This window comes from Streptomyces sp. H27-H1 (genome assembly GCF_026627445.1).
Lineage (GTDB): Bacteria > Actinomycetota > Actinomycetes > Streptomycetales > Streptomycetaceae > Streptomyces.
In genome coordinates this window covers 1-20,741 of the sequence record NZ_JAPNLJ010000050.1, presented here as the reverse complement: position 1 = coordinate 20,741, position 20,741 = coordinate 1, and the positions used below count along the sequence as shown (strand labels likewise).

20 protein-coding genes and 1 tRNA gene are annotated in these 20,741 nt (G+C 70.3%); 9 read left to right on the top strand and 12 right to left on the bottom strand.

The features are described 5' to 3' along the window. Positions 1-39: 39 nt before the first annotated feature. The 6 genes from OTB20_RS34745 to OTB20_RS34720 all read right to left on the bottom strand — a co-directional run bounded on the left by OTB20_RS34745 (position 40) and on the right by OTB20_RS34720 (position 8,012). On the bottom strand, positions 40-1,743 hold the full coding sequence (locus tag OTB20_RS34745; protein WP_267823733.1) for a WD40 repeat domain-containing protein: 1,704 nt from the start codon (positions 1,741-1,743) through the stop codon (positions 40-42). After that, the gene (locus OTB20_RS34740) at positions 1,740-2,411 is read right to left on the bottom strand and encodes a GTP cyclohydrolase II (RefSeq protein WP_267823731.1); all 672 of its coding nucleotides are present in this window, start codon (positions 2,409-2,411) and stop codon (positions 1,740-1,742) included. The genes OTB20_RS34745 and OTB20_RS34740 overlap by 4 nt, the downstream gene beginning before the upstream one ends. Before the next feature lie 11 nt (positions 2,412-2,422). Beyond that, the gene (locus OTB20_RS34735; protein WP_267823729.1) at positions 2,423-3,706 is read right to left on the bottom strand and encodes an MFS transporter; all 1,284 of its coding nucleotides are present in this window, start codon (positions 3,704-3,706) and stop codon (positions 2,423-2,425) included. Next, complete coding sequence (locus OTB20_RS34730) at positions 3,703-5,601, bottom strand: PQQ-binding-like beta-propeller repeat protein (RefSeq protein WP_267823727.1); 1,899 nt, start codon at positions 5,599-5,601, stop codon at positions 3,703-3,705. The genes OTB20_RS34735 and OTB20_RS34730 overlap by 4 nt, the downstream gene beginning before the upstream one ends. A 576-nt stretch (positions 5,602-6,177) precedes the next feature. Then, complete coding sequence (locus tag OTB20_RS34725; protein ID WP_267823726.1) at positions 6,178-6,753, bottom strand: NADPH-dependent FMN reductase; 576 nt, start codon at positions 6,751-6,753, stop codon at positions 6,178-6,180. A gap of 260 nt (positions 6,754-7,013) precedes the next feature. Further along, on the bottom strand, positions 7,014-8,012 hold the full coding sequence (locus OTB20_RS34720; RefSeq protein ID WP_267823724.1) for an NAD-dependent epimerase/dehydratase family protein: 999 nt from the start codon (positions 8,010-8,012) through the stop codon (positions 7,014-7,016). 225 nt (positions 8,013-8,237) lie between these two features. On the opposite strand from OTB20_RS34720, the gene OTB20_RS34715 reads away from it, so the two are divergent. Beyond that, entirely contained in the window at positions 8,238-9,545 is a 1,308-nt protein-coding gene (locus tag OTB20_RS34715) for a M48 family metallopeptidase (protein WP_267823722.1), read from the top strand. 47 nt (positions 9,546-9,592) lie between these two features. Here OTB20_RS34715 and OTB20_RS34710 read toward each other — a convergent pair whose 3' ends face one another. Next, positions 9,593-9,865 (bottom strand): hypothetical protein, encoded by a 273-nt coding sequence (locus tag OTB20_RS34710; protein WP_267823720.1) that lies wholly within the window; start codon positions 9,863-9,865, stop codon positions 9,593-9,595. Here OTB20_RS34710 and OTB20_RS34705 point away from each other — a divergent pair. Next, complete coding sequence (locus OTB20_RS34705) at positions 9,809-10,018, top strand: hypothetical protein (RefSeq protein WP_267823792.1); 210 nt, start codon at positions 9,809-9,811, stop codon at positions 10,016-10,018. The two genes, OTB20_RS34710 and OTB20_RS34705, sit on opposite strands and share 57 nt — an antisense overlap. 464 nt (positions 10,019-10,482) lie before the next feature. On the opposite strand, the gene OTB20_RS34700 is transcribed toward OTB20_RS34705, so the two are convergent. Together OTB20_RS34700 and OTB20_RS34695 are read right to left on the bottom strand one after the other, a co-directional pair. Beyond that, positions 10,483-10,956: a lamin tail domain-containing protein gene (locus OTB20_RS34700; RefSeq protein ID WP_267823718.1), complete on the bottom strand. Its 474-nt coding sequence runs from the start codon at positions 10,954-10,956 to the stop codon at positions 10,483-10,485. A gap of 469 nt (positions 10,957-11,425) precedes the next feature. Beyond that, positions 11,426-12,487: an oxygenase MpaB family protein gene (locus tag OTB20_RS34695; RefSeq protein WP_267823716.1), complete on the bottom strand. Its 1,062-nt coding sequence runs from the start codon at positions 12,485-12,487 to the stop codon at positions 11,426-11,428. 98 nt (positions 12,488-12,585) lie between these two features. Between OTB20_RS34695 and OTB20_RS34690 the strand changes: the two genes are divergently transcribed. Both OTB20_RS34690 and OTB20_RS34685 read left to right on the top strand, forming a co-directional pair. Further along, positions 12,586-13,263 carry a TetR/AcrR family transcriptional regulator gene (locus OTB20_RS34690; protein ID WP_267823714.1) on the top strand — a complete coding sequence of 226 codons (678 nt, stop codon included), beginning with the start codon at positions 12,586-12,588 and terminating at the stop codon, positions 13,261-13,263. Positions 13,264-13,407: 144 nt separating this feature from the next. Continuing rightward, positions 13,408-13,481 (top strand) — tRNA-Met (locus OTB20_RS34685). 118 nt (positions 13,482-13,599) lie between these two features. On the opposite strand, the gene OTB20_RS34680 is transcribed toward OTB20_RS34685, so the two are convergent. Beyond that, positions 13,600-14,091, bottom strand: a complete 492-nt coding sequence (locus tag OTB20_RS34680) for a MarR family winged helix-turn-helix transcriptional regulator (RefSeq protein WP_267823785.1) — start codon at positions 14,089-14,091, stop codon at positions 13,600-13,602. A 191-nt stretch (positions 14,092-14,282) separates the two neighbouring features. On the opposite strand from OTB20_RS34680, the gene OTB20_RS34675 reads away from it, so the two are divergent. The 3 genes from OTB20_RS34675 (at position 14,283) to OTB20_RS34665 (ending at position 16,414) form a co-directional block, all read left to right on the top strand. Further along, the gene (locus OTB20_RS34675; RefSeq protein ID WP_267823712.1) at positions 14,283-15,413 is read left to right on the top strand and encodes an NADH:flavin oxidoreductase; all 1,131 of its coding nucleotides are present in this window, start codon (positions 14,283-14,285) and stop codon (positions 15,411-15,413) included. A gap of 255 nt (positions 15,414-15,668) precedes the next feature. Continuing rightward, on the top strand, positions 15,669-16,019 hold the full coding sequence (locus OTB20_RS34670; RefSeq protein WP_267823711.1) for a hypothetical protein: 351 nt from the start codon (positions 15,669-15,671) through the stop codon (positions 16,017-16,019). Positions 16,020-16,144: 125 nt separating this feature from the next. Continuing rightward, entirely contained in the window at positions 16,145-16,414 is a 270-nt protein-coding gene (locus OTB20_RS34665; RefSeq protein ID WP_267823709.1) for a hypothetical protein, read from the top strand. A 476-nt stretch (positions 16,415-16,890) separates the two neighbouring features. On the opposite strand, the gene OTB20_RS34655 is transcribed toward OTB20_RS34665, so the two are convergent. Together OTB20_RS34655 and OTB20_RS34650 are read right to left on the bottom strand one after the other, a co-directional pair. Next, positions 16,891-17,394, bottom strand: a complete 504-nt coding sequence (locus OTB20_RS34655) for an NUDIX domain-containing protein (protein WP_267823707.1) — start codon at positions 17,392-17,394, stop codon at positions 16,891-16,893. A 302-nt stretch (positions 17,395-17,696) separates the two neighbouring features. Further along, on the bottom strand, positions 17,697-18,812 hold the full coding sequence (locus OTB20_RS34650; RefSeq protein WP_267823705.1) for an AI-2E family transporter: 1,116 nt from the start codon (positions 18,810-18,812) through the stop codon (positions 17,697-17,699). 525 nt (positions 18,813-19,337) lie between these two features. Between OTB20_RS34650 and OTB20_RS34645 the strand changes: the two genes are divergently transcribed. Both OTB20_RS34645 and OTB20_RS34640 read left to right on the top strand, forming a co-directional pair. Continuing rightward, the gene (locus OTB20_RS34645; protein ID WP_267823703.1) at positions 19,338-20,381 is read left to right on the top strand and encodes a PP2C family protein-serine/threonine phosphatase; all 1,044 of its coding nucleotides are present in this window, start codon (positions 19,338-19,340) and stop codon (positions 20,379-20,381) included. Between the two features lie 82 nt (positions 20,382-20,463). After that, positions 20,464-20,619 carry a hypothetical protein gene (locus tag OTB20_RS34640; RefSeq protein WP_267823701.1) on the top strand — a complete coding sequence of 52 codons (156 nt, stop codon included), beginning with the start codon at positions 20,464-20,466 and terminating at the stop codon, positions 20,617-20,619. Positions 20,620-20,741: the final 122 nt, after the last annotated feature.

Genomic DNA, 20,741 nt, shown 5'->3' with positions numbered 1-20,741 from the left:
CTAACCGCCCCGCCACAACTCCTCGAGCGGCTCGCGGCGTCAGATGCCCGCCGCCTCGCGGGCCGCCGGGATCGGGTACACCGAGCCGTCGTAGGAGGCTGCGAGGAAGGTGTCCGTCTCCGGGGCGTAGTGGAGGTTGGAGATGCCGGCGGTGGTCGGCTTGCCGACGTACGGCCAGGTTCCGGTGCGCGTGTCGTACACGGCGACCGTGCCCCCGTAGGAGCCAGTGGCCACCAGGGCCCCGTCGGCGGAGGCGGCGACGCACTTGATGGAGTGGTCGTGCGGGGTGGGCACGGCCGTCACGCCGTCGCCGTCCCACAGGCGCAGGACCAGGTCCCGGCTGACGCTGGCGAACCGGCCGCCGGGCAGCGCTGCGCAGCCGTTGGCGATGCGGGTGTGTGCCTCCTCCACTCGGCCGGTCTCCTGGAGGGTCTGCGTGCTGAACCAGCTGGCCGAGGCGTCCGCGCACACCGCGAAGATCGTGTCGCCGGAGACGGCCAGTCCCTTCACGGCGTTGGCGAGCAGCGGGAGTGTCGCCACGTGCTCGACCCCGCCGTCCGCCCGTACGGCGAAGACGAGGCCTTCACCGGTGTAGGCACCGACGATCACGTGCGGTACGCCGTCTCGTTCGAAGGCGGCCGCGCAGTTCAGCGGGGAGCGGTGCTGGTGGAGGGTCTCGCCGGTGTCGGCGTCGAAGACGCGGCCGAGCTGGCCGCCGGTGAAGACCCGGCCGCCCACGGGGGTGAGGAAGTTGCACAGGCTGTCCGGGCGTCCCGCCTCGGCTCCGTCGACGCGGACGACGCCCGCGTCCCCGACGGTGTAGGTGCGCCCGTCCGGCAGGGTGGTGACGGCGTTCACGCACCGCGTGCCTTCCACCAGGTCGAGGTTCCAGGTCGCGGAGAGGGTGTCGTACGTCGCGTAGGTGGAGCCGAAGGTGGCGAAGGCGAGCGTGTGGTCGTCGAGGAACGCGCAGGACCGGGCCCAGATCTCCGCGGGGAACTCGGCGGTGTGCAGCGGGCGCAGCCCTGCGGCGGTGTCCCAGATGCGCAGGGAGCGGTCGTAGCTGAGGCTGACGAGGGCGCCCGTGGCGGAGTTGAGGACGAGGCGCTTGATGCCGGCGTCGTGGGCCGGGAAGTACTCGGTCTCGCCGTTCTCTATGCGGATGATGGCGCCGTCGTCGTTGCCCGCGAACACCACGCCGCCGCGCGTGATGGCGATGGTGTCCGTCTCGACGCCGTCGAGGTCGATGTCTGCGGTCATCTCACCCGTGGCGAGCGACCAGCGCTTGATCGTCCCGTCGTCGCTGGAGGAGATCAGCTCGCCGGTGGCGGGCAGCCACTCGACGGAGATCACATCCGCGGTGTGGCCCTCGAAGCGGCGGACCACGGCGCCGGAGAAGTCGTACACGCGCAGGACGTGGTCTCGCGAGGCCGTGGCGACCAGTTCCTGTTCCGGGTGGAAGACGGACATCTCCACGTCGTCCTTCTGGTCGCCCAGCACCGCGCGCAGCCGCAGGTCGGGGACCGACCACAGGCGTGAGGTGTAGTCGCTGGAGGAGGTGACGAGCAGTGAGCCGTCCGGGCTGAACGCCACTTGGTTGACCAGATGGTCGTGCACGCCGCGTGCCAGGGGCGTGTGCTTGGCGGCGTCCCAGAGGATGACCTGGTTGTCGTAGCCGGCGGTGGCCACGTAGCGGTCACCGAAGGTGGCGACCCCGCTGATCGGGCCCTGGTGCTTGATCACGCGATCTTCTCCTTGAGGCTGATGGTGTGCTGCGTTCTGTCGGCCTTCGCCGTGAGGTACGAGATGTTGTGGGGGTTGGCGAACACCCCGGTGCGTACGGTCGTGCGCACCGTGATGCCGTGCCGGGTCAGTTGCCGGGACTTGTCGGGGTTGTTCGTGAGGAGATCGACTTCGCTGATCCCGAGGGTTCGCAGCATCTGTGCTGCGGCCGTGTAGTCGCGCAGGTCGTCGCCGAGGCCCAGGGCGCGGTTGGCCTCGTAGGTGTCCAAGCCGTCGTCCTGGAGCCGGTAGGCGTCGAGCTTGTTGTAGAGGCCGATGCCGCGCCCCTCCTGGCGCAGGTAGAGCAGTACGCCACCGACGCCGTCGATCATTCGCAGGGCCTCGTGCAGTTGGGGACCGCAGTCGCACCGGGCCGATCCGAAGACGTCGCCGGTCAGACACTCCGAGTGGAGGCGGACCAGGGGGATGCCGTCGGCCGGGCGGACACCGAGTTCGAGGGCGAGGTGCTCCTTGCCGTCGGTCAGTCCGCCGAAGGTCGTCACCTGCGCCTCGAGCTGGGGGCCGGGTCCGAAGCTCAGCGGGACGCGTACCTCGGAGCGCACCGTGGCGCGGGGACGGAGGGGCCCGAGGTGGGTTGTGTCGCGGGATGTCTCGGCAACTTCCTGCATGGTGGTTCCTCCTATGCGTTCGGTTCGGTGGCGGTCGGCACTGACGGCCGGACCCATTCCTTGCGGCCGTGCCTGAGGTACACCAGGGCGGAGCAAGCGCCCAGGCCGAGCACGAGGAACGTCCCCTGTGCTCCGACGGCCTCGGTCAGCACCGGGGTGAGGGCGGGTGAGAGAAGTGCGGCGCCGCCGGTGATGAGCCACATCAGTCCCGAGGCGCGCCCCAGTACCGGGCCGGGCAGGTACTTGACGCGCATCATCACGACGGTGCTCAGGACGGCGCCCTGGCCGAGCGCGCCGAGTGCGATGGCTGTGACGAAGAGCGGCCACCACGGCACGGCCAGCAGCAGCAGCGCGAGGCTGCAGGCGGTCATGCCCAGGGTCAGGGCGATCCACGGGCGGATCCGCTTGCGTTGGGCGACGAGCAGGTTGCCCGCGAGCATGCAGGCGTTCATCACGGTGATGACAGTGCTCGCGGAGCGGTCGGAGAGGTGCCAGGTGTGGCCCAGTGAGTAGATGACCAGGGCTTGGAAGCCGGCGCCGCAGGTGACGGCGAGCACTACCTGCACGATGAGCATGTCCAGGATTCGGCGATCCGCGACGATCGCTTTCCATCCCTGGGAGAGCTTCCAGTTGTGGCCCGCGCCCGCTCCGCCCTGTCGGACGCGGGGCGGGTGGACTCCCATCGCCCAGACCGCGATCGGTGCGAAGAAGGTGGCCAGGTTGAGCCAGAGCAGACCTTCGTAGCCCATGAAGGGAAGGCAGAGGGAGAAGATCACGGGGCCGATGAGGGTGGCGGCGAAGAAGAGGCTGTTGAGCGTTCCTCGCGCACGTACCGGGCAGTCGGGGAACATCCCCGGTACGCCGGTCATCCAGCCCGTCCGGTATGCGGCTGCGCCGATCGCGACGAGGAGTGCGCAGACGAAGAGCGAGGCCGGGGTGGGCGTGCCCGCGTGCAGGATGAGGTTCATGATCAGGGCTGCCGCGGCCTGCAGCAGCAGACCCGGTACGACCAGGGCCCGCGGCCCCCAGCGGTCGGCCACCCAGCCCAGGGAGGGTGCGATGAGCATGCCGACGGGGACCGCGGCGGCCAGCAACGTCATGATGGTGAGCGAGCCGGTCAGCCGGTAGGCGAGCAACGGCAGGGCCGTCGCGTACATCGCCTCGCCGATGTTGTTGATCGCATTGCCCGCGGCGAACACCGTGAACCGCGGGTTTTGGAAGGGCGAGGGCTCGACCACCGCGTCGGAACCGGCGGCGGGGCCGGCCTTGGGCGTGGTGGCCGCGGGGGAGGTCATCGTGCGCCGGCGTTCGGGTAGTCGCCGGTGGCGGTGGGCAGCCACAGGTCGCGTAGGGGGGTCAGGACGCTGTCCTTGCGGTTGCGGTCCAGCCGGTAGAGCCGGAGGTATCCGCCGCGGCCGCCGATGACGACGTAGGTGGCGCCGTCCTGGCCGCGTAGCGAGGCGATGCCCTTGGGGAAGTCGGGGAGGTCCTCGTGGAGTCCGAGGAGTTCACCGGATGCGTGGTCGTAGGCCGCGACCTGGAGGCCGTAGGTGATCGCTACGAGGATGCCGTCGGCCATGACGCAGTTCTCGCCGGTGTTGTCGAGCAGTTCGGTGAAGCGCTGCCCGAGCTGGGGCTGTCCGACCTCGAACTCCTTGATGCCGCCGCCGCCGGTGGCGCGTACCTGGTTGCCGTCGACCACGAGGCGCTTGGGGTAGCCGCCGAGTTCGGTGGTCCAGGTGACGTCGCCCTCGGCCGAGTAGGCGGCCATCACCCCGTTGCGGGTGGCGACGAGCCGGCTGCCGTCTTGCAGGTAGGCGCCGGCCCAGGCACTGGCGGGCAGATCGTCGATCCGGGACAGCTCCTCACCGGTGGCGGCGTCGAGCTCGATCGCGCCGGCGTTGGAGGCGACGAGCAGGCGGCTGCCGTCGGGGGACCGGCTGAGCGTGTGCGAGATGCTGGGCATCTGCCGCTCCCACACCACCTGGCCCGTGCCGGAGACGCGGCGTACGGTCCCCGGCCAGAAGACTCCCGCCCAGCCGTCGTCGAGGGTGACCAGGCGGCGGGTGAAACCGAGGCCCGAGAGTTCTTGTCCGGCCAGGACGAGTGCGGGGTGGCCCGGGATCTGTTCGACCAGGCGCAGCAGGGCCGTGCCGTCGTCGGTCGCGGCCAGCAGGGCGCGGTCGTCGCCCGGGACGGGCTGGAGGTCCCACACGCACTGGCGTTCGTAGCCGAGCCGGCCGCGTACGGTGCCGTCGGCGGTCAGCGCGGTGACCTCGCCGTCCTGGGTGAGGGTGTAGACGTCGCCGTACTCGTCGATGGTGATGTCGATGATCTGGTGGCTGAAGCCGCCGATCCGCTTGGCCACGCGCAGCTCGGGGTGGGTGTTGTCGAAGATCAGCAGCTCGCCGTCGAAGCCGCCGGTGTAGACGCGGGAGAAGTCGGGCGAGAAGACGAGGCCTTCGACGTCGTTGCGTGCGTAGTCGAAGCGCTCGCCGATGGTGCCGTCGAGACCGAGGGTGATCAGGCCGTTGGCGATGTTGTGGGTCTGCCCGATGCCCGCGTCGCCGAGGGCCCACAGGCGGTTGTGCCGGGCGTCGTAGACGACCCGGTGGACGTTGGAGGTGTCGACCTGGACGACCGTGGGGAAGGAGAGTTCCGGCAGCGAGCCGAGGTGGATGCGGCCGGAGCGGTCGGATACGGCGTGCACCCCGGGGGCGTCGGTGCAGAACCATTCGAGCATGTCGTAGCCGTGTGGCCACTCGGCGATCCGCTCGATGGTGAAGGTTTCCAGGTCGATGACGACGACCTGGAAGTAGCCGTTGTTGGTGTAGAGCTTGCCGTCCCAGACGCCGATGCCGCGGAGCATGGTGGGGGCCGGCTGCTCGCCTTCGAGGAGCAGCGAGGTGTCGGCGGTCGCGGCGGCGTCGAGGCGGTCGCTGAGCCGCAGGGTGTCGGCGTGCCAGCGGGAGATGGTGCCGGTCTTGTCGCGCGTGATGATCCAGTCGTCGACGAAGGTGACGGCGTAGACCGGGTCGCCGGCGGGGTCCTGCGACGGGGCTGAGGAGTGGGAGGAACTCAGCACATTGAGATCGCGGTCGAGCCAGTGCAGGCCGCCACGGGCGTCTGCGCCCAGGAGGCCCCGGCCGGGACTGTTCACGATACGGGTCAGGCGCTCCAGGTTCGCCATGGAAATACCTCCTGTGGGTAAGCGGGTTCAGCGGGACAGCCCCCGGGGAAAGCAGTTCGCTTTCCCCGGGAGACAAGTACCTGAGGAGGTCTACCCCTCGGCTGGGATGCGGCTTCCGCATCAAATGTTGTTCTTGACAACACGGCGAACGATCTTCTTCATGGAAATCACCTCCTCCGCGAACAAGCTGGCAGAAGGACCCGAATCAGCCCAGGGGGGATCAGATGTTGTTCTTGACGACACGGCGAACGATCTTCTTCACGGAAATCACCTCCTCCGCAACACGAAGGGCCGGACCCGAACATCAGATGTCGTTACGGACGACACGGCGGACAATCTTCTTCACGGAAATCACCTCCCCCGCGAACAAGCTGACAGAAGGACCCGAATCAGCCCGGGAGGGATCAGATGTTGTTCTTGACGACACGACGAACGATCTTCTTCACGGAAATCACCTCCTCCGCAACACGAAGGGCCGGACCCGAACATCAGATGTCGTTACGGACGACACGGCGGACAATCTTCTTCACGGAAATCACCTCCTTCTACGGGTGTGTACGAGGGGGGTCCGGTGGCCTAGGCCGCGACGGGGACGCGGTGGTGCCCGCGGACCGCGGCGACGGTGGCCTCGACGAGGCCTTCCAGCTCCGCCACCACCGAGGGTTCGGTGATGGTGCCGTCCCGGCCGACCAGGAATTCGGCGTTGCCGATGGCCACCCGCGCATGATCGATCAGTACGGCGCCACACCTTTCGAGGACCCTGCGCATATCGGGCTGCGCATCGGCGCCGCCGTATATTCCGGGAGAAGCGGTGAGGAGCGCGACCGGCTTACAGGAGAGCGGGCTCTCCTTCCACGGCCGGGAGAGCCAGTCGAGGGCGTTCTTCAACGCCCCTGTCATGGCACCGTTGTAAGACGGGGTGCTGATGATGGCGGCATCGGCTGCGATGAGCAGCCCGCGTGCAGCCCGCACCGCCGCCGGCCCGGAACCCACGTCCAGGTCCTCGTTGTAGTACGGAAGATCAGCAATCCTGATCTCCGACGTCTGGAATTCACCGCCACGCCGGTCGAGAATGCTGCGGATGGTGGTGAGAGCAGCACTGTTCACCGAGTGCCGGCGCAGACTCCCCGACACCACAACGATCCTGGCCATATCCCAACCCCTTACCGGTCAGCGACCCTCCGTCTCCTTCGCGGTTGGCCTTCCTCGTAGGAACGAGATTGCCGCCTTGGCATCAATCAAGACAGTCCTGATTTCAGGCTGAATCAAGTCGGAGTCGAAACGGCACCGGAATCCGGCCTTCCCCCCGAGGCGCCCCGGACTGAGGAAATCACCCAGCCGACCCCGCCACGGAAGACACGAGAACTGACAGCCGGACCCAACCGCCCAGGGCTCCTCAGGACACGCCCGACTCACCGGATGACGCGCGCCAGTGCCTCCAGGAGTTCACGCTCGCGCTCGATGCTCAGGCCGGCCCGGCGGGGCCGGTCCAGGCCCTGTTCCCGCTCCCAGCGCAGGGTGTCCGCCAGTAGCTCCGCCCGAGGCCGGTGCCGCAGGCCGGCCGCGCTCGCCGCAGCGCCGTTGCGGGCGCTGAAGCCGGCCCAGTCCGGGTCGGCCATCCACATCGCAAGCGATTGCGGGCCCATGAACTGCCCCACCTCCTGTGCGAGCAGCCAGTCGGCGTCGGCCTCCACCGTCAGCCCGGTGTGCCCGCCGATCTCCCTCGACAGTGCGACCCACTCCCCGAAGGGCACGATCGGGCCGACCGCGTTGTACGTTCCGGTCGTCCCCCTCTCCGCACAGTCCAGCAGCCACGCCGCGAGGTCCCGCGCGTCGACCACCTGTGTCGGGATGCCAGGGGAGGCCGGCACCAGCAACGGGGCCAGTGGCTCTCGGGCCGCGCGCCCGACCCAGTACCCGGTGCGGCCGCTGTGGTCACCGGGGCCGCCGATCAGTCCCGCCCGCGCGATGAGGAGCCGGTCTCCCACGGAGGCCGTTGCGGCTTCCTCGCAGGCCGCCTTGGCCTCCCCGTACTCCTCGCGGTCGACCTCGTCCCGCTGGGCCGCCGGGAGAAGTTCCGCCGACTCGTCCGCGTCCGGCTGCGCATGCGAGGCGTACGCGCTGACCGACGACACGTAGGACCAGTGGCCCGCCCGCTCGCCGAGCGCCGCCAGGGCCCCGCGGACGAAGCCCGGCTGCCACGACACCTCGACCACGGCGTCCCAATCCCGGCCCGCCAGGCTTTCGTACGCCGAAGGGTCCCGCCTGTCCGCGGCGACCAACACCGCACCCTCGGCTGCCTTGCCACTCTCCCCGCGGGCCAGGCACGTCACCCGATGCCCGCGCTCCAGTGCCTGCCGCGAGACCTCACGGCCCACCCACGCTGTTCCGCCCAATACCAAGATCTTCATCGGGTCACTCAAACACGCGCCGTGCACATGGACGATGCTGCTTCGCCGCAGGCGTAGAGGTCCTCAACGAGCCGCCGGGATGGGCACCTCACCCGCCGTCTCAAGGCGCACTTTCCCGACCGAAATCGTCCACTCCGGGGCGGCCGCGGGGCCCTCATCAGTCGCACCTATCCTGCGCTGACCGGGGATCACAGCAGGTCCTCGGCGTGGAGGGGATCAACAGGCATGGAAACGGTCGACGAGGTGGACGCACCGCAGGTGCGGCAGTGCCCGGAGTGCGGGGCCACCGTCTCCGTACACGCACGGTTCGTGAGCTGGTGCGCGGCTTGCGACTGGAACGTGGATCCGGGCGCACCGGATCCGGACCGGGGGCGCCTCGCGGCGTACCGGAAGCGTTTGGCCAGGCGCTACGGGCAGCAGCTCGCGGAGGAGATCGAGCGCAGCGGACAGGAGGCCCGCCGGGTCGGGCCGGACGGGTCGACCGTCCTGGCTTTCGGCGTCTCCCTGCTGGTGCACTCGGTGTCCGGGGGTCTGCTGCTGGCTGCGGGGCTGCTGATCATCGGCGGGTGGCACACCCGCATCCTGCCGGTGTTCGGCATCGTGCTCCTGATAGCCGTGGCGACGCTGCTGCCCCGACCGGGCCGGCTGCCGAAGGGCGCGCCGGTGCTGTACCGGGCGGACGCGCCCCGGCTCTTCGAGCTGATCGACGAGGTCGGGGCGGCCGTGGGCACGACCGGGGTGCACGCGGTGGCGCTGGACACCGCGCACAACGCGTGGGTGAGCACCTACGGCATCCGCAACCGGCGGGTGATGTGTCTGGGAGCCGGGCTGTGGGAGGTCCTCTCGCCCCAGGAACGCGTGGCCCTGCTGGGACACGAGCTCGGGCATTTCGCGAACGGCGACGTCCGCTCCTCGTTCGTGATGCACGGAGCGCTGCGGACCCTGGCCCGCTGGTACTACTTCCTGGTCCCGCACCCCCTGGACAGTCTCCTGGACCTCTGTGTGAACACCCTGGTATTCCTGCCGCGCTGGGCGGTCTACGGGCTGATCGTCCTGCTCGACGGCCTGACGTTGCGGGCTTCGCAGCGGGCGGAGTATCTGGCGGACGCGGGCGCGGCCCGAGCCGGTTCGACCGTGGCCGCCGTCACGCTGATGGACCGGCTGCTGATCGGCGACGCGGTGGAGGCACATTTGCGGCGCGCGTCGATGACGGCGCCCGAGGCTTCCGGTGGATCCCGTGGCCGCGAGGCGCGCGAAGCCGCGGAGCGAGAACTGTGGGAGCGACTGGCCGCGCGGATCGGCTCCGTACCCGAGAGCGAGTACGAGCGGCTGCGCCGGGTCTCGGCCCGGCGCGGGCACAGCGTCGACGACACCCACCCGCCGACCCACCTGCGCCGCCGCTGCCTGGCCTCGGCCGGGCCGCATCCGGCCCGGGTGGTCTGCGACGCCTCCCGGACGCGGTCGATCGCGGCCGAACTGGCTCCGGCCCGGGCCCGGCTGGCACGTACGGTGATCCGGTACAACGCCGACTGACACGGCAGTACGGTCCGCACCGACCCGGACACATCTTCGGTCAGCCGTCACTCGGAGCCCAGAGCGAACCATCCGAGTCGCGTGTACCAGTGACCTTCCTCGTCGGGGTGGTCGAGGACCGCGCGCTGCATGCCGGTCTCGCGGGGCAGGGTTCGGCGGTCGGCCTCGCTGCCGCCGAAGACGAAGGCGACGGCCGACTCGTCCTCCGGCCGTCCCCTGTCACCGGTGAGGGTGAACCGGCTCTGCAACGCCACGATGTTCGCGTGCCCGGGAAGACGGCGTCGCAACTGCGGGTCCAGCGGCCGGGACTCGCAGAGCACGACTCCGGTGGGCTCCCCGGGGAAGAAGCCAACGAGGAATTGGCCGTGGCCGCCGGAGTGCGGGCCACGCGATCACTCCGCAGCGGCGGTACGCCCCGCGATGTCCCCGCTCTCGTCGCCTACTTCGTGCGCGGCCGACGCGGCGAGACCTGAGGCAGCTCACCCCTCGCTCTCACGCCCGGCGGGTGAGGCCACCCCCCGCCCGGTCACACCACAGGCAGGGAGGAGGGGCCCCGACCAGCCTGGGGGGGAGAGGCCGGTCGGGGCCGGGCCCTGACCCAGCCGGGGGGGGTGGCTGAGTGAGGGCGCTTGGGGCGGAAGGAATGCGGCAACAGGTTTCTGGTGTCACCGATCCCGCCGAACCCTTGCCACGGTACTCCTCGTCGGGGACCGCAGCGGGCCGCCGCGCTCGACCGCCACCGGCTTGGCCTCCGAAGAGCCGGCTTCGCCGGCGTCACCAGCACCGCCGCCCGGCCCCGCGGACCCTGGCACACCCGGCGCCGGCCCGCCGGACCTGGACGTGAGTGTGTGCCGGCAGTCTCGTGCTCTGCCCGGCACACGGTCTTCAGGATGGTCCGCCGGCGGCTGCGACGGTTGTCGCAGCGCCGCGGCGGGGGCTAGCGGTGGCGGGGGCTCCAGGACTCGGTGTCCACCGTGCGGCCGCGCTCGTCGCGCAGGGTCGCGGTGTCGGCGCGGTTGTCCCACATGTAGTCGCGGCGGTCCTGGAACAGGTCGGTGCGGGTGTCGCGGCCTTGGCCGGTGTGGATGCGGAGGGTGCCCCGCGGGGCGATACGGACGCTTTCGAAGCGGTAGCGCTGACCGTCCTTGTCCCGCAGGGTCCAGCCCTTGAGGTCGACCGCCCTGCGGGTGGTGTTGGTGATCTCCACCCATTCCGCGTTCAGCGAGTGGTTGGAACGGTCGTCATGGCCGGGGCTGTCGGCCTGCACCCGGCTGATCTCCACGGGCTGGTGGCGCTGGTGATGCCGGCCCCCGCCGTCAGCGGCGGCCGGCACGGCGACCGCGCAGACGACGGCTCCGGCCGCCAGGACAGTGGCGGCGATACGACGAGTGGGCGAAGAAAGAGAAGACATGGGTGACGCTCCCTCTAACACAGTGCCCCGCCGGCCGGAACTCGGTCACGGAGGCGGTGCGGATACCCGGCCCGGATGGGGCCACACCCAGAGCTTCGGCACAACGCGCAGCCCACACGACACCCGGCGGCCCCGGTTACCCAATACGGACAATCCCGTCACCGTTGTCTGCGGGGGGCATGTATTCAGAGCCGACACGGCCCGGACAACCGCTGCCCCATGCACGCGCCCGCCACCCGTACGTGGAGGCCGCCCCATACCCCTTCACGCCACCAGGCACGCACGGCGCACCACTCACCCGGGCGGAGCAGCCGACTCCGTAACCACCGCTCGACGGAACATTTCGTACACCCAGCCTGGGATCGCAAACATTCACGAACCACGCTCGCGCGACTCACGGGTCGCCCAGGCAGGGCGCCGAACCGGTGCGGCTCGCGCGGCCACCGGCGGCGGGTGTCCGCCCGAGTGGTCAGGCCAGCGGGCCGAGCACCTCCTGGGACTCGATGAGGCCTTGGTCGCTCGGGGCCTTTCCATCGCCGAAGACGCGTGCGGCTTGGCGCGCCCGGAACCGGGCGTGCGCCTCGGCGGGCTTCACGTAGCCGTGGCGGGCGCGTGCCTGCTCGGGAGTGAGGACCTCCTTCGTCCGGGGAGGTACGCCGAGCTTGATGGGGGCGACCACCTTGACCGTGGAGGGGGAGAGCATCCCCAGCAGGAACAGTTCGACCCGCGGGCTGAGGTGCGCGAGGGCGAACGCCGTCCGCATGACGGGGACGACGAGGACGTCCAGCAGGCGAGACTGGCGGATCTGGGCCATCTCCCGCATCCAGCGCGGCATGGTGGCGATCGTGGCGATGCGGTGCGTCCGCGCCACGACCGTCCGCGCGGGCTTCATCCACCAGGGCGTCGGCGGGAGGACGAGATCGGTGTTCAGGAGGTGGTTCATGGCCTGACGGGCGATCGGGCTGGCCGACAGCTGTGGGCGCATGCGCTCGAAGTACGCCCGGACTCCCGCACGGTCGCGCGGAACGTCGTCGGGCGAGCAGGTCTGCAGCTCCGCTGCGAGCGCGCAGGCCTCCCAGTACTCCCGCTCCTCCTGCGCGGTGAGTTTGCCGGGCCCGTACTTCTCGTACGCGTAGAGGATCGAGTGCCAGCCGGTGAGCTGTATCCACAGCTGCGAGGCGGGGTCGTTGGCGTCGTAGGTGCCTTCGCCGTAAGGGAGTTGCCCGATGGCCTTCGAGTGGATCTTGACCAGGACGTCGGCGGCCTTGCACACCTGCTCCGAGCCGGCGAAGGCCACCATGGAGAAGTAGCGCAGCGTGCGGTCATAGCGGGTGCGGGTGCGCTCGTAGATGCCCTGGGTGCCGTGGACCGCGGCCACCAGCGGCGGATCCAGCTCCTCGACCACCACAGAGCGCTGGAAGCCCACCGTGGGCGCCGTCGGGTAGCTCCACACCTTCCAGACCACCGATCCTGGGCCGAAGAATCCGTAGTCCTCGTGCGGTTCGACCTCTTTGCCGTTCAGTCGGGCCATCAGGGCCCTCCCTCGTGTCCGTGGCGGCGGGCGCATGCCGCTCCCCAAATAAGACAGTGCTGTCGTAAATTAAGACACGACTGTCGTAAGATGCCAAGGTGTCGACACCGACGTCTCCCAGCGACAGGCCGCACAAGCGGCGCCCCTACGCTCCGCGCGTCCCGATGACCGAACGGCGCGAGCAATTGCTCGACGCGGCCCTCGCCTTGATCGTGAGCGACGGCTACGGCCGGGTTTCGATCGACGCGATCGCCAAGCGGGCGCATGTCGCGCGGTCCGTCGTCTACGGCGCCTTCAGCGACCTCGACGCACTGCTGCTCACCCTCCTCGACCGTCAGCAGGAGCGCGCCTTCACCCGTCTCCTCGCGGCCGTTCCCGATCCCCTCCGCGCCGACGACCCGGTCGGCTTCGTCTGCGAGGCGGTGCACCGGATGGCCGCGATGCTGCGGGAGGACCCGGACACCTGGCGCCTCATCCTGCTCACCCCGGCAACCACGCCCCCGGTCGTCCACGCGCGCATCGAGGCGGACCGGGAGCGGTTCCGACAGGGGGTCGCCTCGTGGCTCGAGTCCGCTCCCGCCGTTGCGCAGCGGCCCGCACCCGACCCCGAGGTCCTCGCCCACGCCCTGGTGGCCTCCGCGGAACACTTCGCACGCCTCGCACTCACCTCCCCCGGAGCGATCGACGCCACTCGGCTCTCGGAGCAGCTGCGACTCCTGCTCGGCGGCATCTGGCCGGCGCCCGCGACGCCGCCGGGGGCGCGGGAAGGGTCGTAGCGACCACCCGGACCCCATCCCGCGATCGGGCTCGGACCCGGGTCGAGGAAGCCGACATCCGCACCCCGATGTTTCCCAGCCGGCCGGCCGATGAACAAAGTGGTGCAGCCGGCCGGCCGGATGGCATAGGGTTGGGTTCACCGACGCGGGGTGGAGCAGCTCGGTAGCTCGCTGGGCTCATAACCCAGAGGTCGTAGGTTCAAATCCTGCCCCCGCTACTCAGTACGAAGGCCCGGTTCCCCCAAGGGAACCGGGCCTTCGTCGTACGGCCGGAAACCCGCTCTCACCTACACAGCCGGCCGGGCTCCCCGAAGGCCGTGAAGGTGATGGCGCTCGTCAACGCCATTCCTGCGGGACCGGCGGGCGGCTCGCGGCGCGGGTGTCGTCTTCCTCCGTGCGCGGCCAGAACTGTCCCTCGAGGGCCTCGGCGCTGCGGTTGAGGCGGACCAGGACGTCCTCCAGCTCCCGCACCTCCTCGGGGGACCAGCCGGCGACCACCCGCGCCAGACAGGACTGATTGACCTCACGGTCTCCGGCGAGCCGGCGCCCGCCCTCCTCGGTGATGCGCAGCTTGCGGGCCATGCCGCCGTCCGGGTCCGCGACGCGCTCGGCCAGTCCGCAGCGCAGCAGTGCGGCCGTCTGCCGGTTCACGGTCGAGGTGTCGAGCCCGAAGGCTTCCGCCAACTGTCCGATGGACATGGGGCCTTGCGTGTCGATCCGGCTGAGCAGCAGGTACGCCGACCGCTCCAGGCGGTCGGGGTCGCGCTCACGACGGGCAAGCACCTGGTGCCGCGAAAGCAGCATCAGCTCCCGCTCCAGTTTCTCCAGCACTGCGACTCCCCCTCCTTCCGGCGCTCCATTATCACCGACCCCTGGACCGGCGGACCTCTACGGGGGACCCGCGGACGGCTCCGCGTGAGGGCCGAGCCGAGTGGGCAATATGCATGATACATAATGTATGTACTATGCACTCCTCGTTGTCATCCCGACGAGCCACAGCCTCACCCCGGAGGACCCGCATGACCGTCACTTCGTCCACGGCCTCCCGCGCCGCCGAGATCCTGTCCCGGCCCATCACGCTGAACGGCCTGACCGTCCCCAATCGCATCGCTATGGCTCCGATGACCCGGATGTTCTCCCCCGACGGCGTGCCCGGCGAGGACGTGCAGGCGTACTACGCCAGCCGGGCCGCCGCGGGTGTGGGCTTGATCGTCACCGAGGGCACCTACGTCGGCCACGAGTCCGCCGGGCAGAGCGACCGGGTGCCGCGGTTCCACGGTGAGGACCAGCTGGCGGGGTGGGCGAAGGTCGCCGCCGCAGTGCACGAGGCCGGCGGCACGATCGTGCCTCAGCTGTGGCACATAGGCATGGTGCGCAAGCAGGGCGAGGCACCGTACGCCGACGCGCCCGCCGTCGGCCCCTCCGGCATCCGCGTCGACGGCACCGAGGGAACCGGCAAGGCGATGACCCGCGCCGACCTCGACGACGTCATCGGCGCGTTCGCCGACGCCGCCGCGCAGGCCGAGCGGATCGGCTTCGACGGCGTCGAACTGCACGGCGCCCACGGCTACCTGCTCGACCAGTTCCTGTGGGAACGGACCAACCGGCGCACCGACGTCTACGGGGGCAACGCGGCGGACCGTACGAAGTTCGCCGCGGAAATCGTGGCCGCGGTCCGCGAGCGCGTCCCGGCCGATTTCCCGGTGATCTTCCGCTACTCGCAGTGGAAGCAGGAGGCCTACGACGCCCGGCTCGCACAGACCCCGGAGGAGCTGGAAGCGATCCTGGCCCCGCTGGCGGCGGCCGGCGTCGACGCGTTCCACGCCTCCACCCGGCGCTACTGGCTCCCTGAGTTCGAGGGCTCGGACCTGAACCTGGCGGGCTGGACCAAGAAGCTCACCGGCCGCCCGGCCATCACCGTCGGCTCGGTCGGCCTCGACGGCGACTTCATCCGGGCCTTCGCCGGCGAGGGTGCGGCGCTCGGCGACATCGACAACCTCCTGGACCGCATGGAACGGGACGAGTTCGACATGGTCGCCGTCGGCCGGGCCCTGCTCCAGGACCCGCACTGGGCGTCGAAGGTCCTCGGCAACCGCTTCGACGAACTGAAGCCGTACGACGCGGCGGCGCTCAAGTCGCTCAGCCGGTAGCCGTCCGGACGGCCGGTCCGTGGACGCCCGTGACGTGGGTCCGCCGACGTCACGGGGCGTTCGCACGGTGCTCACCCCGGGGTCCGGCCGCATGTCCCCGCTGTCCGCGAGCTGTCGGTGAAGGGGCCGAACAGGCCTTCGTCTCGCGTTCGTCGCCGCCGATGAGCGTCCCGTCCCGCGTTGTCGCCCGCGACGAAGCGACGGCCTGGCGGCCGCCTCTACCTTCCGGACATCAACGGTTCGAGAAAACGCCTGGTGGCTACGGCGGCACTGACCGCGGGACCGTTCATCTCACCCGCGGCGGCCGGCTACGGCTCGGGGCATACGCGAACCCAGCAGGCCATGGACAGTGCGGTCAGGGACGGAGTGCCCGGCGTCACCGGGCAGGTCGGCGACGCGTACTCGATCTGGCCGGGCACTTCGGGCGTCAAGGACCTCGCCTCGCGCACGCCGCGTTCGGTGGTCGACCACTACCGGATCGGCAGCATGACCAAGGCCTTCGTCGCGACCGTTGAAGTACAACTCGCCGAGCGGTGCCTGCACATCGGCGTGGAACAGCTTTTGCGCGGCCAGCAGCTTCCGCTCGGGGCCCGCCACCGCACGTGATGCCGGGGCGCAGTGTGAAGGTGGCCGTGGTGAGCGTCGCCTGCCACTTCTCCGCCAGCCCCGCCTCGGGCTCGCCCCCGTCGTCGAGGTGGATCAGCGGGTCGTACAGGTAGCGGTTGACACAGATGGCGACCGACATCACCGTCTTCGCCGGGTCGAGGCCTCCGGTATCCGAGGCCACGGCCGTGGCCGTGGTGAACGTCTTCCCGTCCGCCAACTCGCCTCCCGGGGCGCTGCCTGGATCTGAGGCGCTGTCGCAGCCGGTGGTCACGAGCGCGAGGGCGGCCAGCAGCGGCCAGGTGCGCCCCGCGATCCGCGCGGGCCGTGCGGACGGACGGTTGAGCTCTTCGCACGTGGACATGCGGGTCCCCACTTCCGAGGGTTCGAGCCGGTGATGTCCGAAAGGTAGGCGAGGGGCACGGTCGCGACTTCGTCGTCCACGACAAGGCGGAGCGACCCGGTTCGTCGGCGCGGATGGCCTGGGGGTGCGGTAGCGGCGCAGCCTGGCGGCGCGGAGGATCCCTCCCGCCCGCGACCCGCGCAATTTCCTGAAGGTTTTCTCAGGGGACGGTCAGGACGGTCGGGTCATGCCCCGAGATCGCGGCTTGACATAGGCCATTTTCGACCTGCTCATGGGCCTGGTGCGCTGGACCCTGCGGGTCCTCGTCTACGCGGCCCTGCTGACCGACGAGTACCCGCTGTTCCGGCTGGACATGGGGGCGGCGAGCCCACGGCAGGGTGCTCGAGGCGGCGCGTGCCGGGTGAGACGGAGACGGAGGCTGCCTTGGGGGGAGATGCGACGCCTTGGGGATCAGCGCACGGCGTCCTTCTCGCGCGTCGTGACCGCCGACACGTCCTGGCCCGAAGGCGGTCAGCCGTCGGTCGGCCGAGCGGTCGCGGATGGGGGCTCCCACGCGAACTCGCTGTAGGGGATGCCGTGCCTGATGTGCTGGAGGGCGGTGCGCAGGTACGCGGGCAGGGGTTCGGGGACGGCGTCGATGTTGTGCCAGTGCCAGCCTTCACACTTCTCCGGCTCGGCATTGACCAGGTCGCCACCCCACCGGCCGGCCTCGAAGAACATGGCCAGCCGCGCGTTGCGGCCGTAGGGGGAGACGTGGTGCATCAGGTGCACCAGCCGGAGGTCTGCCGGGTCCGCGATCAGTCCGGTCTCCTCGCGCAGCTCGCGACAGGCCGCCACGGTCGCGGGCTCTCCTCGTTCCATGAGGCCTGCGGGGACCTGGAACACCCGTGGGTAGACGGGCTGGTCGCGACGGAGGCTCATCAGCAGGTCGCCGTCGCGGTAGACCAGGGCGTGCACGTCGGCGTAGTGAGAGGGGTACGCACGGCCTGACGAAGCGGTGAGGGTAGGTGCCATGGGTGGATTCTCCTTCTGGCGACCCGACAGCATCCGTTGACCAGCGGAGGGTACGCGACGCGCAGGCCGGGCTCGTGCGGGCTCAGCTCCTCGGGATCGAGCCCGGCTGCGGTCGGCCATTTTGCTCGTGTGGCGCGCGGCTAGGTCGTCTCTTTCGGATCTTGTCGGCCGAGCCCGCGGGGTCTGGTGCCGTGCCTGGCAAGGCGGAGGGGGCCGTGTACTGGACGTACTCAGCCGTCCCGACAACGCGGCCAGGTGCGGTGCCCGACCCCGCGGGCCCGGCAAGATCCGAAAGAGACGGCCTAGGAGGGGGTGGGGGCGGCGGGGAGGGGGTCCGCGGGCTCAGGGGCCTGTGGCGGTTCGCTGAGTTGGTCGCGCAGGTAGTTCCAGACGACGGCGACGAGCGCGGCCGCCGGCACTGCGAGGAGGCTGCCCACCACACCTGCCAGGCTGGCGCCCAGGGTGACCGCCAGCAGGATCACCGCCGCGTGGAGACCGAGGCCGCGGCTCTGGATCATCGGCTGGAACACGTTGCCTTCGAGCTGCTGCACCACGATGATGATCGCCAGCACGATGAGCGCGTCCGTGAGCCCGTTGGACACCAGCGCGATGAGCACCGCCACGAGGCCGGCGAACAGGGCGCCCACGATCGGTACGAACGCGGACACGAAGGTCAGTACCGCCAGCGGCAGCACCAGGGGCACGCCCACGATCCACAGGCCGAGGCCGATGAACACGGCGTCGAGGAGCCCGACGAAGGCCTGGGACCGCACGAACGCTCCCAGGGTCTCCCAGCCGCGCACGGCCACGGCCGGAACGTCGGTGGCGAACCGTCCGGGAAGCTGGCGGGCGAGCCACGGCAGGAACCGTGGGCCGTCCTTGAGGAAGAAGAACATCAGGAAGAGCGCCAGGACCGCGGTGACCAGGCCGTTGAATACGGTGCCGACCCCCGTGGCTACGGTGGAGACCGCGCTCCCGACGCTGTTCTGCAGGCGGTCCATCGCGGCGTCGAAGGCGCCCGTGAGCTGGTCGTCGCCGATGTTCAGCGGCGGCCCCGCAGCCCATTCGCGCAGCTGCTGGATGCCCTGGACCACCCCGTCGACCAGCTCGCCCGACTGGGAGGCCACGGGGACGGCGATCAGCGCCATGATGCCCGCGGCGACGACGAGGAACAGCACGGTCACCACGGTCGCGGCCAGGGCGGGCCACCATCCGCGCCGACGCAGGAAGGCGGCCACCGGCCAGGTCAGGGTGGTGAGGAGCAGGGCGACGATGAGCGGCCAGACCACCGACCACATGCGGCCGAGGATCCACAGCGTGACCGCCGCCATCGCCAGTACCACCAGCGACTCGGCGCTGACGCGCGCCGACGTACGAAGAGCGGTGGCAGCTCTTCCGGAGCTCAAAGTGACAGACATAGGGGCCACCCTAGGCACCGCGGCCGGAACCGGGTGCGGTAGGGCGTTCTCACGGGCGTTCGGGGCTTGGGCGAAGGGACCGCCGACGCGGGCACCGGTGGCCGGCTGGAGCAGCGGTCCGGCGACAGCCCGAACTCCCGCGCCGTCGACGCGGATCCGAGGGGTACCGGTCACGGTGTCAGAGACGAACTCGGTCGCCGTGCCCCCACCCCGGCCAACGGCTCGGCAGTGGCCGACGCGGCGCAATGCGACCGGGCTGCCGGACGGCTCAGCTCGTCCAGGCCCTGATGCCGGCAGAGCCAGCGCACTGGTCACTGATCACGACCGGGGCGCAGAAGTGCGGGGACGCCGCTGGTCACGGGGTTCCGGGAGGCCGTAGCCGCTCTGGCGAGGCACGCTGTACCCATGGGGTCACATCCTCGCTCGCCCGGTCGGCAAGGACCGTCCTCCCGATCAGGAGTGGGCGGTCACGGCGCGGTCCTGTTCACACTGGCGCAGTGTGCGCCCTTCGCGATCGCGCTGGGTGTGCTGGGAATCGAGCTCTCGCCCGCACACGATCTGGTCACAGGTCCCGTCCTCACCACGACGCCGGCGCTGGCAGCGCTGACGATGGGCCCGATGGGCACGCTGTCGGCGGCGTCCCTCGCCGCAGCCGTGAACGCGACCTCCGCGACCTACAACCAGTCGTGGGGAACGCAGACCCAGCTGATCATCGGCAACTTCCTGGGGATCATCGTGGTGTCCGTGGCCAGTGTCATCCTGAGTAACGCGGTGCGCACGCGCAGGCAGGGCGAGCTCGACCAGGTCCGCCGGATCGCGGTGGCGGCTCAGGAGGTCGTCCTGCGGCCCGTCCCCGAGTTCCTGGGCCCGGTACGGGCGGCCAGCCTGTGCCTCGCGGCCGGGACAGGGGCCCAGGTGGGCGGCGATCTGTACGAGGCCGTGCAGACCCGCTACGGCGTCCGTCTGATCGTGGGGGACGTCCGGGGGAAGGGGCTGTCCGCCATACGCGCGGTCGCGGTGGCCCTCGGCGCGTTCCGGGAAGCCGTGCACTACGAGGACGAGGTACAGGAGGTGATGAACCATTGCGCGGCCGCGCTGCGGCGGGAGGCCGCCGTACCGGGTACCTACTCCCAGACAGAACTTCCCGAGGTCCTCATGGAGGGGTTCACCACCGCGCTCATCGCCCAGGTGACGGACGACCCGGTGGTGACCTTGGTCAACCGCGGCCATCCGCCGCCGCTGGTGCTGCGCCAGGGCAAGGTTCGGGCTCTGATGCCCGCCTCGCCGATGCCGCCGCTCGGTCTCGAAGACCTCGTCGACGGCCTTCCAGCCGGGCCCGAGAGTTACCCGTTCCTACCCGGTGACCGGCTGCTGCTCTACACCGACGGAGTGATCGAGGCCCGCAACCGTGACAACGACTTCCTCCCGCTGCCGGAGACCATGGAGCAGATAGCCGCCGGCGCCGCCCCACAGGAGTTCCTGTACGAACTGCACAAGGCATTGATCCGCCACACCGAGGACCGCTTGACCGACGACGTGGCGATGATCCTCATCGACCGCCTCGCATGAAGAGGGCCGGCCTCCTCGTCGGCCGGTCCTCGCCGGCCGCTCCGCGGCGTACGGGTCACGCGGGCGCCCGTACACTCGGACCATGAACCGCACACGAAGCGTCACGGGAGAGTGCCTGCCGCAGGCTGCCCCTGGCGTGCGTGCGGCCTTCGCGGACCGGGTGGGCGTCAGCCCCCGGACCGCCGCCGACAGCCAGGCCCCCACGGTCGGCCGCGGCGTCCTGCACGGCCACGGCTAGCGGTTCCCCACCGCACCCGCGTTCCCTCCCTCCCTCCCGCCGCACCACCTTCCGCGACGGGACCCGCCCCGGCAGCCCGGCCCGATCACCGTGCCCCGGCCGGCCCCCCGCCCCATCGAGGG